The sequence below is a fragment of the Muriicola sp. E247 genome (assembly GCF_041358175.1).
Classification (GTDB): Bacteria; Bacteroidota; Bacteroidia; order Flavobacteriales; family Flavobacteriaceae; genus Muriicola.
Genome location: NZ_JBGKBE010000001.1, coordinates 291,216 through 306,931, shown reverse-complemented (window position 1 = coordinate 306,931; position 15,716 = coordinate 291,216). Strand labels below are relative to the sequence as shown.

Annotated in this window: 16 protein-coding genes; 5 read left to right on the top strand and 11 right to left on the bottom strand. The window is 41.5% G+C overall.

Annotation, left to right across the window (positions count from 1 at the left end; genetic code table 11):
* The first annotated feature begins 65 nt into the window (after positions 1–65).
* Positions 66–512 (top strand): IPExxxVDY family protein, encoded by a 447-nt coding sequence (locus ACA086_RS01395; protein WP_371001496.1) that lies wholly within the window; start codon positions 66–68, stop codon positions 510–512.
* A 4-nt stretch (positions 513–516) separates the two neighbouring features.
* A complete protein-coding gene (pyk, locus tag ACA086_RS01390; protein ID WP_371001495.1) occupies positions 517–1,959 on the top strand; it encodes a pyruvate kinase in 1,443 nt (480 codons plus the stop codon).
* Here the strand turns inward: pyk and dinB are convergent.
* Complete coding sequence (gene dinB, locus ACA086_RS01385) at positions 1,956–3,053, bottom strand: DNA polymerase IV (protein WP_371001492.1); 1,098 nt, start codon at positions 3,051–3,053, stop codon at positions 1,956–1,958. The genes pyk and dinB overlap by 4 nt on opposite strands.
* Before the next feature lie 28 nt (positions 3,054–3,081).
* Here dinB and ACA086_RS01380 point away from each other — a divergent pair, with 28 nt between their 5' ends.
* Genes ACA086_RS01380 through ACA086_RS01370 form a run of 3 tightly spaced genes read left to right on the top strand, consistent with a single transcriptional unit; the run spans position 3,082 to position 4,710 of the window.
* Positions 3,082–3,750, top strand: coding sequence for an NAD-dependent epimerase/dehydratase family protein (locus ACA086_RS01380; RefSeq protein WP_371001490.1), 669 nt, complete (start codon positions 3,082–3,084; stop codon positions 3,748–3,750).
* On the top strand, positions 3,743–4,219 hold the full coding sequence (locus ACA086_RS01375) for a CYTH domain-containing protein (RefSeq protein ID WP_371001488.1): 477 nt from the start codon (positions 3,743–3,745) through the stop codon (positions 4,217–4,219). The genes ACA086_RS01380 and ACA086_RS01375 overlap by 8 nt, the downstream gene beginning before the upstream one ends.
* The gene (locus ACA086_RS01370) at positions 4,204–4,710 is read left to right on the top strand and encodes a YciI family protein (protein ID WP_371001487.1); all 507 of its coding nucleotides are present in this window, start codon (positions 4,204–4,206) and stop codon (positions 4,708–4,710) included. The genes ACA086_RS01375 and ACA086_RS01370 overlap by 16 nt, the downstream gene beginning before the upstream one ends.
* 3 nt (positions 4,711–4,713) lie before the next feature.
* Here the strand turns inward: ACA086_RS01370 and pheS are convergent, their stop codons facing one another.
* From pheS to ACA086_RS01320, 10 genes are all read right to left on the bottom strand, one after another.
* Positions 4,714–5,733, bottom strand: coding sequence for a phenylalanine--tRNA ligase subunit alpha (pheS, locus tag ACA086_RS01365; RefSeq protein WP_371001484.1), 1,020 nt, complete (start codon positions 5,731–5,733; stop codon positions 4,714–4,716).
* A gap of 107 nt (positions 5,734–5,840) precedes the next feature.
* A complete protein-coding gene (locus ACA086_RS01360) occupies positions 5,841–7,721 on the bottom strand; it encodes a SulP family inorganic anion transporter (RefSeq protein WP_371001482.1) in 1,881 nt (626 codons plus the stop codon).
* A 101-nt stretch (positions 7,722–7,822) separates the two neighbouring features.
* Positions 7,823–8,452, bottom strand: coding sequence for a carbonic anhydrase family protein (locus ACA086_RS01355; protein ID WP_371001480.1), 630 nt, complete (start codon positions 8,450–8,452; stop codon positions 7,823–7,825).
* 33 nt (positions 8,453–8,485) lie between these two features.
* Positions 8,486–9,301 carry a universal stress protein gene (locus ACA086_RS01350; RefSeq protein WP_371001477.1) on the bottom strand — a complete coding sequence of 272 codons (816 nt, stop codon included), beginning with the start codon at positions 9,299–9,301 and terminating at the stop codon, positions 8,486–8,488.
* A gap of 10 nt (positions 9,302–9,311) precedes the next feature.
* Complete coding sequence (locus ACA086_RS01345; RefSeq protein ID WP_371001476.1) at positions 9,312–10,892, bottom strand: SulP family inorganic anion transporter; 1,581 nt, start codon at positions 10,890–10,892, stop codon at positions 9,312–9,314.
* 71 nt (positions 10,893–10,963) lie between these two features.
* A complete protein-coding gene (locus ACA086_RS01340) occupies positions 10,964–11,275 on the bottom strand; it encodes a hypothetical protein (RefSeq protein ID WP_371001474.1) in 312 nt (103 codons plus the stop codon).
* A 48-nt stretch (positions 11,276–11,323) separates the two neighbouring features.
* Entirely contained in the window at positions 11,324–12,082 is a 759-nt protein-coding gene (locus ACA086_RS01335; RefSeq protein WP_371001473.1) for a tetratricopeptide repeat protein, read from the bottom strand.
* 1 nt (position 12,083) lies between these two features.
* Entirely contained in the window at positions 12,084–13,868 is a 1,785-nt protein-coding gene (locus ACA086_RS01330) for a BatD family protein (protein WP_371001471.1), read from the bottom strand.
* Positions 13,868–14,689 (bottom strand): tetratricopeptide repeat protein, encoded by an 822-nt coding sequence (locus tag ACA086_RS01325; protein ID WP_371001469.1) that lies wholly within the window; start codon positions 14,687–14,689, stop codon positions 13,868–13,870. Before ACA086_RS01325 ends, ACA086_RS01330 begins: the two co-directional genes overlap by 1 nt.
* Positions 14,670–15,716: a VWA domain-containing protein gene (locus tag ACA086_RS01320; protein WP_371001467.1), complete on the bottom strand. Its 1,047-nt coding sequence runs from the start codon at positions 15,714–15,716 to the stop codon at positions 14,670–14,672. Before ACA086_RS01320 ends, ACA086_RS01325 begins: the two co-directional genes overlap by 20 nt.

Below are 15,716 nucleotides of genomic sequence, written 5' to 3'. Positions count from 1 at the left end.
ACTAACTAGGCAAGTAACGTTATAAATTATATATTTACAACTTAGGCTTTTTAATATGGGCAGGCATGCGGATATTGGAAGAATCTTATGAGGTTGAGTTTGCACTGGTCGGAATTTATACTAATCTGGAAGATTACGCCCTGGCTTATGCATTGAACGAGACTCTGAAATTGCATTTGAAAAGGGCAGATACCGACTTATTATTTTCATCTGATATTATTTATCCTTATTTTGAGTGGAAGGATAAAATGTACGACCGCGAATGGTCTTTACTGACTAATTCCTGTATCACATCCCATCAAAGCACTTCTAGTGATCTGTTTCCGGAGGAACCTAGTTTTTCAAACCATCATCTGGTACCTGAACACAAAGAAGTAAATTTCCTGCTAAAAGTGGAACAAGAGGCAATGGATTCCGACCTGCTTCTGAAGATAAAAGGCATCCCGAATGTGATTGCCGCTTATGAAATCGAGACCACGAATTTAAAATCAAAGCACAATTTAATATATTAATTGAATGCTGAGTAAGAAGAAGACAAAGATAGTAGCTACCCTTGGCCCTGCGAGCAGTGACAAGGAAACGCTTAAAAGCATGATTATTGCCGGGGTGGATGTATTCCGCATCAATTTCTCACATGCCGATTATGAGGATGTGAAAAAGCGAATTAAAACAATTCGCCAGCTGAATGAGGAATTGGGAATTTACACCGCTATACTGGCCGACCTGCAGGGACCAAAACTCAGGGTAGGAGTGATGGCCGGAGAAGTAGTTGTTGCTCCGGGAGACGAAATCACTTTTGTGACTGGGAAGGCCTTTGAGGGCAATGCCGAGAAAGTCTATATGAATTATGCAGAGTTCCCCAGAGATGTAAATCCGGGAGAAAGAATTCTACTCGATGATGGAAAACTGATGTTCGAAGTACTGTCTACGAACAAAAAGGATGAGGTAAAAGCCAAAGTAATTCAGGGAGGCCCACTTAAATCGAAAAAAGGTGTCAATCTTCCAAATACCAATATATCCCTTCCTGCCTTAACGAAAAAGGATGTTAAGGACGCCATATTTGCGATTTCTCAGGATGTAGACTGGATAGCGTTGAGCTTTGTTCGATATAGCCAGGATCTGATCGATTTACAAAATATAATTGAAGAACATTCAGAACATAAAATCCCGATCATTGCAAAAATTGAAAAACCGGAAGCGGTAGAAAACATAGATAAAATCGTATCCTATTGCGATGGTTTAATGGTGGCGAGGGGTGATCTGGGAGTTGAAGTACCGGCTCAGGAAGTACCTCTGATTCAAAAAACCCTCGTGCTGCGTGCAAAAAGAGCCAGGATCCCTGTGATTATTGCTACCCAGATGATGGAAACCATGATTACAAGTCTTACGCCTACCCGTGCCGAGGTGAACGATGTAGCAAACTCTGTGATGGATGGGGCAGATGCAGTAATGTTATCAGGGGAGACCTCTGTTGGGAATTACCCCGTTCAGGTAATAGAAAAAATGTCGAGTATTCTACAAAGTGTTGAGAGCTCTGAACTGATCAAAGTACCACAGGAACCACCGCACATAAGAACGAAACGATATATCACCAAAGCCGTATGTTTTCACGCTGCCACTATGGCAAACGAAATTAAGGCAAAAGCGATTTCAACCCTTACCAATAGTGGGTACACGGCCTTCCAGATATCTGCCTGGAGACCCAGTGCTCATATTCTGGTGTTTACATCTAACAAACGAATCCTGACACAGCTCAACCTGCTTTGGGGGGTAAAGGCTTTTTATTATGACAAATTTGTTTCAACTGACGAGACTATTGAAGATGTGAATAAGATTGCTTGTCAGAAAGGATTCCTGGAGGAAGGAGATATGTTAATCAGCCTGGCAGCTATGCCCATAAAAGCCAAGGGAATGGTTAATACCCTTCGAGTTACCGAAATCGATACCTGTAATTTTTAAAGCTCAAATTTGAGCTGAACAGATACGGAATGATCTTGTTTTTGACTTGTTTCTGCACCTTTTAAATTAGAAAGGGATATTCCAAGAAGGCGAACCGAATTATCAAGTGGTTGCTGATATAACAGTTCCATAGAGGTATCTAAAATAAGTTCCCGGTCTGAGACATAATAAGGAAGGGTTTTACTCCTTGTTTGCATGGTAAAATCACTGTACTTGATTTTTAAGGTGATCGTTTTGCCAGCTGTATCGGATTTGTCAATCCTCTTTGAAAGCTCAGCAGCAATGTGGGTAAGCCGTTCTTTCATAAATACCTCACTACTTAGATTTTCACTGAAAGTACGTTCAGCCCCTAAGGATTTCGGGATGCGGTGCGACTTTACTTCACTCTGGTGTATCCCACGAACAACCTGATAGTAAAACATCCCGCTCTTTCCGAAATGTTCTTCCAGAAATTCAAGACTTTTTCCTTTGAGATCAAGTCCGGTAAAAATTCCAAACTGATACATTTTCTCTGCCGTAACCTTCCCGACACCATAAAACTTGCGAATATCGAGCTTTTCTAGAAAGGGCACCACTTCCTCGGGGTTTACGGTTTTTTGCCCATCTGGCTTGTTGATATCACTGGCAACCTTCGCAATAAATTTATTGATGGATATTCCTGCAGAGGCTTTTAAACCGAGTTCGGTGTAGATACGATCTCGGATCTCTTTTGCAATCAATGTGGCTGAGGGATTCCCAACCTTGTTCCGGGTTACATCGAGATAGGCTTCATCCAGAGATAAAGGTTCAACCAGCTCCGTATACTCAAAAAAAATAGAACGTATTTTCAGGGAGAGTTCTTTGTATCGCTCAAAGCGCGGTTTTACAAATATTAATTCAGGGCACATTTTTTTTGCAAGTGCGCCGCTCATTGCACTGCGGACACCAAATTTTCTCGCCTCATAACTGGCCGCAGCAACTACTCCTCTTTTTGATCCGCCACCAACTGCCAAAGGCTTCCCCCGAAGCTCAGGATGATCCAGTTGTTCCACGGATGCGTAAAAGGCATCCATATCGATATGGATTATCTTGCGGATGGGAAAATCGTAGGGCATAAACAAATTTAAGTCATATCTTAGATTTATGGATAAACCTGCTAAAACGGCTATTATTCTGGGTGTGACAGGCCTCACAGGAGGTTTGCTTCTCAATAAATTACTGGATGACGAGAGATATTCCGGGATAAAGGCTTTTTCCCGTTCTTCTACGGGAATAACACATCCTAAATACGAGGAATATCTTGGAAACCTCTTAGACCTTAAACAGTTCTCTTCAAAATTTACAGCTGATGAAGTTTACTGTTGCATCGGAACCACAAAATCCAAAACCCCAGACAAGGAAAAATACAGAAAGATAGATCACGGGATCCCTGTAGAGGCAGCCCGACTATGCGTTAAGTACAATATCGACACTTTTGTGGTAATGTCTTCCCTGGGGGCTAATCCCAACAGTTCTGTTTCTTATAGCAAGATCAAAGGTGAAATGGAAGAGGCTGTTTTGGAGCTGGGAATCCCTCAAACATATATCCTTCAGCCTTCTCTGATCTCGGGAAAAAGAGGAGAAAAGAGGAGGGGGGAAAAGATTGCCAAAATTGTATTCGCAGTCTTGAATGTGTTTTTGATTGGTCCTTTGAGAAAATACCGGTCTATTTCGGCAGAAGATATTGCAAAGGCCATGGTATGGTTGGCCAATAATGAATTCAGGGAGAATAGGATCACTTCAGACAAAATAAGTCAACTCGCCAATGCTTGAGATCGAACGGAAATTTTTGGTAAATTCTGATGCCTATCGGGCCGAGGCATATGATGAGATTGAAATAATCCAGGGGTTTCTTAACACAGACCCCGACAGAACCGTAAGGGTTCGTCTTACCGGTTCTAAGGGATTTATTACCGTAAAAGGTAGAACGGATGCCGATGGAACAACGCGCTTCGAATGGGAGCGTGAAATTACACCGGAAGAGGCAAGAAATCTTCTGAGTATATGCGAAAAGGGCGTTATAAGGAAAATCCGCTATCTTGTAAGAAGTGGAAATCACCTTGTTGAGGTAGACGAATTTTACGATGAAAATCAAGGATTGGTGATTGCCGAAATAGAGCTGCAAAAAGTAGATGAGCACTATGATAAACCTGAATGGTTGGGAATTGAGGTTACAGGCGACCCAAAATACTATAATTCACAACTCAGTAAATACCCATATGTAACATGGAAAAAGCAATAAATTCCTTCCTTATTTTCTCGGTACTCGCCCTTTTTTTGGGGTGTGAGCAGGCAGGGAAAAAGGATCAGTCGCTTATGGACGGAAAGAACATAAAGCCAGAACTTTCCGTAGCCGAGATAAAAGCAGATCTGCTCGAAAAAGGATATGAAATCTTTGATTATGTTGATCCGCAGACGGCAGACACAGTCATAATGCAGCAGTACTTTATTGCCTTTTTAAAAAAAGGACCGAACAGATCACAAAATAAAAAGCAAGCCGATAGTCTGCAAACCTTACATCTGGAGCATCTTGGGAGGATGTACGAACTGGGATTTGCTGATATTTCAGGCCCTTTCGGAGACGATGGGGATATAAGGGGGATTACTATTTACAATACCCCGACATTAGAAATAGCCGATAGTCTGGCCAATCTGGATCCCATGGTAAAATCAGGTCGACTCGTCATTGAGATGCATCCCTGGTGGGCGGCAAAAGGTTTTCCGCTTAGATGAATGCTAAAAGGCGCTTTTAAATTGCTCAAGGAAACGCAGGTCATTCTCACTCAGAAGGCGAATATCTGATATCTGGTGCAGTAATAGTGCAATTCTGTCGATACCCATTCCAAATGCAAAGCCCGAATATTCCTTAGAATCAATTCCACAATTTTCAAGAACATTTGGGTCAACCATTCCGCAACCCATGATCTCGAGCCAGCCTGTTCCTTTGGTCATACGGTAATCAGTTTCTGTTTCCAGGCCCCAGTAAACATCAACCTCTGCGCTTGGTTCGGTAAATGGGAAATAGGAAGGCCTGAGTCGGATTTTCGACTTGCCAAAAAGCTCAGTGGTGAAGAACTGAAGTGTTTGCTTTAAATCTGCAAAGGAAACGTCTTTGTCTATATACAAGCCTTCAACCTGATGGAAAAAACAATGGGAACGAGCCGAAATGGCCTCATTCCTATAGACTCTGCCAGGAGAAATGGTCCTTATGGGTGGCTTGTGGGTTTCCATGTAACGAACCTGTACCGAAGAGGTGTGTGTACGCAGCAGCATATCCGGATTGGTCTGAATAAAAAAGGTGTCCTGCATATCTCTGGCCGGATGGTGTTCCGGCAGATTGAGCGCAGTAAAATTATGCCAGTCGTCTTCTATTTCAGGACCTTCAGATACATTGAATCCTATCCTGCTAAAAATATCAACGATCTGATTCTTTACAATGGATATGGGATGTCTGGAGCCTAATTCAAGGGGTTCGCCCGGACGAGTAAGATCTCCGTAGATTGATTTTTCAGTAACTTTCTCTTCTAAGGATTCCTTAAGTAAGGTAACTTTTTCAGAAGCCAGTACTTTGAGTTCATTGATTGTCTTCCCGAATTCTTTCTTCTGTTCGTTGGGAACCTGTTTGAATTCACTGAAAAACTTATTCAGCAGGCCTTTTTTACCGAGGTACCTGATCCTGAATTCTTCTACAGCCTCCGGGCTTTCAGCGGTAAATTCCTTTACCTCTTTGATATGTTCTTTAAGTTGATCGATCATTTGAAATACACTAATCCTACCAGCGGTCAAAAATACTGGTTTTTTAGATTTTAACCGCTTCTGGCCATGGATTTGTTAAGGGGTTGCTGTATTCAAAGAATTTCCCTTTAAGAATTTAAATGGGGTTCCAGTTCTTCAGGATGTTTCAATACAAATTTTACGCATTCATCAAAGCTTTTGAAAATATGTTCCGGGGGAACCAGATCAGGGATAATATCAATTCGCTCCATCATATATCTGGGCTGGTCTAAGACCCTGACAAAAAAGACATTGATCTTTTTTCTGCTCAGGTCCTGCAAAACATCTTCCATTGCATACAGTCCGGATTGATCCATGTACTGCATCCTGCCTAATCTGATAATAACGGCTGTAGCAGTAATGGGGATCTGATCAGCCAACAGCTGGAATTCGCTTGTGGTACCAAAAAATAAAGGACCTTTTATGTGCTTAATGAATACTTTTTCTCGCAGAGATTCAGGAAATCCTTTTTCATCAGCCCATGATTTTTCTCTGCCGGCAGCCCTTACTTCAGATCGTTTGGCGGTAAGGTCACCTATTTTTTTCATAAACATAAGGGAGGCAATGACCAGTCCGATCCCAACGGCATAAACGAGGTTCCAAAAAGTAGACAACAATAATACTACCAGCATCACCATCACTTCGGAGCTTAATTTTAAAGGTCCGATTTTCAAGTCTTTGGGCAGACTTGGAATTGCTCTCAAACCTTTGTAATCCATTACATTAACCCCAACGGTTATCAGGATTCCCGCCAGTACCGCTGCGGGTATTTGCGAAGCTATAGGCCCGAGAGCTAGCAGGATAACTAGAAGGAGTAAACCGGCGATCATACCTGAGAGTCGGGTTTTACCCCCTGAATTAATATTAACCACCGTTCTTATGGTAGCACCGGCTCCTGGGATTCCCCCAAAAAGTGCAGCAATACTATTTCCAATTCCCTGACCGAGCAACTCCTTATTGGGGTTGTGCTTGGTTTTAGTCATATTATCTGCAACTACGGAAGTCAGGAGGGAATCGATGGATCCCAGAAGGGCGAGGGTTAAAGCCGTGAATACATATGGGGTTATGGCACTCAATCGGAATTCGGTAATAATTTCGAAATTAGGTAGGGGGAAACCTTCCGGAATGGTCTCTATGGGCCTGTAATCAAGGCCGAATCCGTAGGCCACTCCGGATACCAGAATGAGGGCAACCAGGGTACTTGGGACCTTAGTTGTGATCCTCTTAAAACCGTAAATAATTACTATGGTAATGAGGGAAAGGATGAGTTCCAGTATGTTGATGTTTTTCAACGCCCTTGGCAAGACTGTTAATGCCCCCAGAACTCCGGAAGCTTCTTTAGCAGCCAGGACCTGTGCTTCTTTCTGGATTACGTCTTCGGTGATCTCGCCAGCCCTGTGTATAGTTTCCTGAAAATCTTCCAGAACAAGAATACCTTCTCCGGCTTCTTCTCTTAAAATATTTTCCAGGATTAATTCTTCTGCCTGGGGTTTGAAAGGTTGAACCCAACCACTATCTTCTTTGGGATAATACCCAAGTGCTGGAAGTATTTGTGTAATGATGATAATCAAGCCAATTGCAGTCATAAATCCCGATACCACAGGATAGGGGATATACCTGATATAACTTCCTATACCCATTAGCCCAAGCCCGATTTGCATCAAACCTCCGAGAAGAAATACAGTCAGTATTGCCGGCAGGGCCTTTTCAACATCTCCATCGAACACCGCAATGATTCCTGCTATAACGATCATGCTCACTGCCGTCATGGGTGCTGTAGGACCGGAGATTTGTGTTGGGGTCCCGCCAAACATTGCAGCAAAAAAACTAATGAAAATAGCACCGTATAATCCGGCGCTTGGCCCCAGACCAGAACTGACACCGAAGGCAAGGGCCAAAGGGAGGGCTACAATTCCTGCGGTGATTCCTCCAAGCATATCACCCCGGAAATGTTTAAATAATGATTTCATTAATTTAATTTAGGTTGTTTCTCCTAAGATACTTTAATTCTGCAAATAAAAAAGCCAGTAAAACTTACTGGCTTTCAGAATATTATATAAAAACGTTGCTTTTAATCCATAAAAGTAACCTTTCCATTTTTGATGTCGTACATTGCTCCTATAATCTTGATAGCTTCATTATCTTCCATTTCTTTAAGAACCGGACTAAGACTACGAATATTCTCAATAGTTAGTTCCACGTTTTTGCGGGCAACAGCATTAACAAAATCGATATTCTTTGAGTTTCTCAAACTGCTATCGGAAGGTTCGGAAACTGCTGCTACCGCAGGTTTTATTTTATGAAGCAAGGTGGTTAAGTTCCCTAATTTAGCGTCGTCACATGCACCTTTGACTGCACCACAGGCAGTATGGCCAAGTATTACGAGAATTTTAGTTCCGGCTATTTTACAGGCAAATTCAAGGCTCCCTAACAAATCTTCATTTACAATATTTCCGGCTACTCTTGCGCTGAAAATATCTCCGACTCCCTGATCAAAGACCAGCTCGGCAGAAACTCTAGAATCTATGCAACTCAATATTGTGGCAAATGGATATTGCCCAGATGCGGTATATCTCACCTGCTCCAATAGGTCACGTTCTGCCTTTTTACTTTCCACAAATCTGGTATTACCTTCCTTTAATAACGTTATGGCAAAATCTGGTGTTATTTCTGCCTGTGAATCTTTTGTGTGAACTTTCATAATTAATTGTTTTAATTGTGGTTATCGAATTTTTTATTTACCTGAGATCAAAAGGGGAATATTGAGTTTGCTAATGACATTATTGATATCCACCGGCATTAATTTTTTGGCGTTATCTGAATCTTTCTGTCCCCTATCGATTGATAACAGACTTATGTTATTTTTTAATAGGTAGTTAGACAGGTTCTTGATTGTGCCGTCATTCTGTTCAAATACATATTCTAATGTTTCATCATCTATAGCTTTTGACACTTCTTTTATTGAGGTAGAATTTTTGATGATCTTAAACGATCTAACGGGTTTTTGGATATGCTTATTCAAATTTTCGGCAAAAGCAAAATTTAAAAAGGGTTTCGAATTATTAAGCATGCCAAGAGAAATTTGTTCGTTTGGAAGTAGCACATCATTATCTGTAGTTATTAGAACTACACCGTCATGGACATCTAAGACAAACTCAGTAATACTATCCCCGATCAAATTAAAAGGTTTGGATTTTCGTTTCCCCAAAACTATAATATCGGGTTGTCGTTTTTTGATATATGAACTAATTTCATTTTTTACATTACCGAAGGCAAACGAATAAGGAATTTTCATACCTGATTCCTTTTCTATAGGGGTAATCAAATTTTGAATTTTCTTATCAATTGTTTTATGCTTTGAATTAATTGTACGCATGGCGGATAATTGATTATCACTGGTTACAATATCTGAGGGTTTTTTAACATGGAATACTTCTATCTCGCCATTGATCATTTTAGCCATGCCCACAGTGACTTTCAACATTTTACTTAAAGATTTATGCAAATCCGTTAGCACTAGCAATCTGTATGTCTTCTTATCAGGATTCATATTTTTCTAATTAGGCAGTTTTAGGTCTTAATTTAAAAAAATCGACAAAACTCGTCGGATTTTCAACAGTACCCAGCTCTGAAATTAACTTAATATCTATATTTCTTTCTTTGGCCTTGTAAGCAAAATCGTCGAGAATTTCTATGATATCATTGTCTAGATACCTTGTTTTTCTGACATCTAATTCCAAAAACGTATCTATAGGCAAACTGTCTAACTCCTTTAAAATGGCACCTTTGTTAAAGAATGTTACTTCTTCGGCAAGTGTCATTTTAATTCTATGTTTGCCATTACTCTTATCCTCTATATGCAGGAAATGAGAGTTCTGGTAGCTCTTTATCAAAATCACAACAATACCGACACCCAATCCCATACCAATTCCAACGAGCAGGTCTGTGAAAATAATCCCAAGTACTGTCACCGTAAAAGGAATAAATTGCTTCCATCCCAGTTGATACATTTCTTTAAAAAGAGCCGGTTTTGCTAGCTTGTACCCTACTATAAATAGTATAGCCGCCAGTACAGACAAGGGAATCATGTTGAGTAATCTCGGGATAAGAATAACCGAGATCAATAAGAAAAAGCCGTGAATAATTGCAGAAAGTTTAGTTTTTGCACCCGACTGAATATTGGCCGAACTACGGACAATTACCTGGGTTATGGGCAGCCCGCCGATTAAACCGGAAATCATATTCCCGGTTCCCTGTGCAAGTAATTCCCTGTTTGTAGGGGTAACGTGTTTTTCTGGATCAAGTTTATCCGTTGCTTCAACACATAATAAGGTCTCCAGACTGGCTACCAGGGCTATGGTAAAGGCAGTTACCCAGATTTCTGGCCTTGTGATGACAGCAAAATTTGGAAAACTAAACTGTGCAAGAAAGGATGAGGCGTCTTCTGGAATTGGCACTTTTACCAATTGTTCGGTAGAAATAGCCCATATGTCATTGCCTTTGGTAATTACAAAAAAGAGGATTCCCACAATCACAGCAACAAGTGGCCCCTGTATGAGTTGAAATATTCTAGCTTTTTTGGTGAGTACCTTATCCCAGAGAATTAAGATCAACAATCCTAAAATTGCGACGGTTGTTGCTCCCGGACTAATAAAATTAACGGAGTTGATGATTTCTGAAAAAGTATTTTCTCCGTCGACCTGAATAAAGGCAAAATCGCCTTCAGGATCTGAATCATAACCAAAGAAGTGCGGGATTTGTTTCAGGATAATAATTATCCCGATTCCTGTCAGCATCCCCTTAATCACGGATGAAGGAAAGTAATACCCGATTATTCCTGCCTTCAGTACGCCAAAAAGGAGTTGAATGGCTCCCCCCAGGACAACGGCAACTAAAAAGTTCTCGTATCCACCCAGGGCGCCAATAGCGGTTAATACTATGGCCGCCAGTCCAGCTGCTGGACCACTAACACCAATTTGCGAGCCACTTAAGGAGCCTACAACTATTCCTCCTACAATACCGGCAATCAGGCCGGAAAACAAAGGAGCACCACTAGCGAGTGCAATCCCCAGACAGAGGGGAAGGGCTACAAAGAAAACAACGATACTCGCTGGTAAATCATTCTTGATGTGTTTAAACATAATTATAAAGTAGTTTTAACCCGAATTGATAGGATCGGGCAGGTTAATTAATTAAAGGATATGAAATAAGCTTATAAAAGCTCTTCGGGTGGGGGCAATTGTATTTCCCCGTAATAAGAATTGGAAAATGAACTGGCAGAATCGCCAGCTGAATCTGAATAGCTGAAAAGTAAGAAGTCGTTTACACTCATTGGATTCCCGAGGATGAATTCTTCTCCTATGTCTTTCTTTCCCTGTTCCTGAGGTTCTTCCTCATTCATATTTAAGGAAATGAGCACTGCGTTGTCATCTATCAATTGCAATACAGGCGGGGCTATAATCCCGGTTATCCAAATGGTACTGAGAAAGACAACGACAAATGATTTAAAGAAAGTTCGGCTCATAAAGTCCAAAAATAATAGGATTACTATTATCTAAATGTTAAGAATGCGCTAAAAGTCCTTTATTTCCCGTAGGTCTGAAGCTGGTATCCATCCGTTTTTCCCGTCGGCAAGCTTTACCTTATGCCATTCCTGAAGCGTTTCCAGAACATACACCTTACTCCCCTCATGTAAATTGAACAGGGTTATGCTGCGGTTGTTGGGTTCCTCTTTTACGGAAGTTTCGGATGCAAAGATGATTGCCGGATCGGTCTTATTGTATTCCTGATACTGCAGTACGGCCATTACTACACTTAAAGCTGCAAAAAATAAACAGATCATACTTCCTATAAAGGCAAGTCGCTTTTTATCGGCGTATCGATAAAAATAAAATGCCAGATAAAGGGAAACAAACAAGAACATAAAACCTATGGATGTATAGGCCCACTGATCAAAGGTCAGAATATTCATCACACGAGACACCATCCTTGAGATAGCTGTTTGAGGCAGGGGCTCTATATCATCAATTGTCATTTGCTGTGCATAGGCGAGATTATTCCTGATCTCATTATCATTGGGATCTAATAAAAGGGCCTTTTCGTAATAATAAATACTGGGGCCTATTTCATTGAGTTTGTAATAGGCATTTCCGAGATTAAAGTATATACTGGCAGAATGAACCCCGCTTTCCAGAACATGCTTGTAATTATCAATGGCCAGCTCGTAATCCCCTTCATTGTAAGCTTTTGCTGCTTCATCAAACAGGACATCATTTTGCGCCTGGCAAAAAGGGGATAGAAAAATAATTATTATAAATATCCAGCTCTTCATCTTATAGTTGTTTATCCAATGCTGAAATAACTTCAATGGCCTTGTCGTAATCTGCTTGCATCTGAACCTGGGAAAAAGGACTGTATCTGGCCATTTCACAGTTTTTCAGCAAGCCTATAAATCCGTCGTTGGTTTCGGAGTCAACCTCTTTTTTAAGTAGGAGGGTTGCTATTTTTTCCTTACTGAATTCTGTGGTTTCAATTTTAAGCTTCGCTTTCAGGTAGTTGTGGAGAGCTTTTTCCAGGGCAATGTAGAATTCGTCTTTCTCTCCCATGGCCTTTCTGGCTTTAAAAAGGAATTTCCTTGCCAGCTTGTTCGCTCTTTTAATTTTATTCCCGGCCACATCACTGGCAATCGCTTCTCTCCTTTTACCAAATATTATTGCAAGGGGGATGAGTAATAGCGGACTTAAAAAGAAAAGATAGAATTGCAATGAGCCAAAGAAAGGGGTCTCCTGTATAGGTCTGAGGTTCGGTGTTAGCTTGATAAAGTGGAACTGACTGCCAGTTGCCTGAATAGGACGTTTATTACTGGAGGTAATAGAAACATTTCCCCCTGAGGATTCAAGAGGTCCGCTGGTTACATCGATATTGATTTCATCAGAAGTCAGTGTTTTATAGGTGCCATCCTGAGGATCAAAATAGCTGAAATTTATGGAGGGGATGGGATATTTCCCTTTAAAGGAAGGTACTACCGTATAGTTATTACTCACTTTCCCCTGCATCCCCGAGAGGGTAGTCCTCACACTTTCGTTATACTCGGGTTCATAAACTTCCAGAGATCCGGGCATTTCCAAGGCAGGTAATTGGAAGAGTTTAAGATTTCCCTTGCCCTCAACTTCAACAACGGCCTGAAGGGATTCAGTGGCCTTAAGGGTTTTTTTACTGGTAGAGACATTAAACCTGAAGCTGCCTACAGCCCCACTAAAATCGCTGGGTTGTCCCTGAGTAGGTAGCGGCTTTACCTGGATAGTCCTTTTCCCCGCAGATACTGTTTTATGGGTTTGTGTATAGATTGGCTGTCCGAAGAAATCTCTCCTGTTGGTTGGCACTTCCAGGGTGACGTCAAGGGAAAGGGGCTCAATTTCCAGTGCCCCGCTTTTTTGCGGATACAGCACCACACGCTTGAGAATAACGTATCGGTATGATTTACCTTGATAGGTTCCATTCTTCACATTATAAGAGGTAACAGGGATATCCTGGCTCCAGAAATTGTTATAGGTAGGATTATCAAGAGGACGGAAATTGGAAACATTGATGGACGGACTCACATAAAGCTTGTAGACCACACTCATTCCCTCATTTAAATAGGGTTGTGTCTTTGATACCTCAGCTACAAGATGCAGATTTTCATCCGCGATATCCTCGGCTGTCATCTGATCACTGGGCTTGTCAACCGCAGCTGTTACTTCTACTTTTGCAGGGGTAGTTTTGTAGGTCTTTCCATCAATGACAATCGTAGCCTGTTTTATGGTAAAGGTACCCCGTTCAGTTGGCGCCAGGGTATATGAATATGTCTTGGAATAACTTCTCACCCCATTGATCCAGGACGAACTGATGGATTGTGACGGGCCCATAAGTACGCGAAACCCTTCAAAATCAGGAGGGGTAAAGTTATCGCCGTCTTTATTCATTGTGAATTCTACCCTGAGTCTTTCATTAATCCCGAGCTTGTTCTTGCTGAGATTTGTTTTAAACTCAATGGTTTCCTCTTCCTGAGCGAATCCGAAAGAGGATCCAATCAGGAAGAAAAGAAGAAGAACACTATGGATTGTATTTTTAATCATCACCAATCTTTGGCATTTTTACTCTTAGGTCCTTTGACCTTCTTTTCGTTCATCTTTTCCTGCACTTTATTTTCTTCATTCTGCATGGCTTCCAACAGATTTTTTATTTGTTGAGGAGAAAGTTGACTACTGCGTGGCTGTTTTTGCTCGTCGGGTTTTTCGCCCTCCTTAGGCTGGTCCTTTTTCTCATTTCCATCCCCGTCCTTGTTTTCATCTTCTTCCTGTTCCCCTCCGTCTTTTTCCTTATTGTCTTGTTGCTGGTCTTCCTGTTCTTTTTTGCCTTTATTTTCAGAATCTTCATCTTCCTTTGATTCTTCGTCCTTGTCCCCGTCTTTGTCCTGGTTTTTCTGCTGCTCTGCCAGGGCTTTGGCCAGTGCCAGATTATATCGGGTTTCCTCGTCTTCGGGATTATTCCTCAATGCTTCTTTGTAAGCCTCAACAGCCTTGGCGTATTCCTCATTTTTCATGAATACATTGCCCATATTGTGAAAGGCCTTGTGTTTTTCAGGTTTAGCCTCGGCCAGTTCCCCTGCCTGCTTAAACCTGCCAAATGCTTCTTCCAGGCTTTCTTTTTTGTAATAGGCCGTTCCGAGGTTATAAGGCGCAATAACATTTTCACCGCTTTTGGAGATCGCCCTTCGGTAATCTGCTTCAGCCTTGACGAATTCGTTTTCAGACAATTCCTGATTCGCCTCCCAGGTTAGGTCGAGGGAAGACTTCAGATCCTTTTCAGTGTTTTTCTTTTTGTCATCTTGCGCTATGCCTACGGCAAAGAAACACAGGAAAAAAAACAAGCATATCTTATTCATGGTCTTCTTCATTAAATAGATTTAACTTTTGTAGCCATTTTGTTTTTCTGTCGAGTAAAAAGATATCTAAAAATAGGAAGAATAAGGCTGCACCCAAAAACCATTGAAATTGGTCCTTATAATCCGCAAACTGCTTGGCTTCAAATTCGGTTTTATCAATTTGATTTAAAGCCTCCTTGATTTTTTCAACAGCTTCTTCCGTATTTGAGCCATCTATATATTCTCCATTTCCTTTTTCGGCAATTTCTTCCAATATTTCTGCATTCAGCCGGGTAATAATTACCTCGCCTTCTCCATCTTTTTTCAATTCCTGTGTAATTCCGTTCCTTTTTATCGGAATTGGGGCTCCTTTTTCTTTTCCGACTCCAATGGTGAACACTCTTATTCCTTCTTCTACCGCAAGATCTACGGCATCTATAGCCCGTCCGTCTGTGTGGTCTTCTCCATCTGAAACAATGAACAGAACCCTGTTCGTCTGATCCTGATCGTCATAGAAGGTTGTTGCCAGTTTAATGGCCTCATCAATCGCCGTACCCAGGGATGACAAAAGGTCGGTGTTTAGATACTGTAAGAACATTTTTGCCACTCCGTAGTCGGTGGTGATAGGCAATTGAGGAGCAGCCTGCCCGGCATAGGCAATAATTCCGATTCTGTCACTTGCCAGTTGATTGATGATCTCGGAAACCAGTCGTTTCGACTTCTCCAGCCTGTTGGGTGCGATGTCTTCGGCCAACATACTTTTTGATACGTCAATTGCAAACACAATATCAACCCCCTCTCGCTTTACGGTTTCCAGTTTGGTTCCAATTTTTGGATTGGCCAGCCCGAGGATAAGTCCTGTAAGGCCTAAGAGAAGGAGAATTAACTTTAACCCACTCTTAAAGTTGGAACGGGTGGGAACCAATCTTCTGAGCAAATCGGGATCGGCAAATTTCCTTTGAGTTCTTTTTTTCCAGAACACCAAACCGAGATACAGCAGCACTATGCCCGGGAAGAGCAGGAAGAAATAGAAATATGTCGCTTCGTCTATCTGTATCAT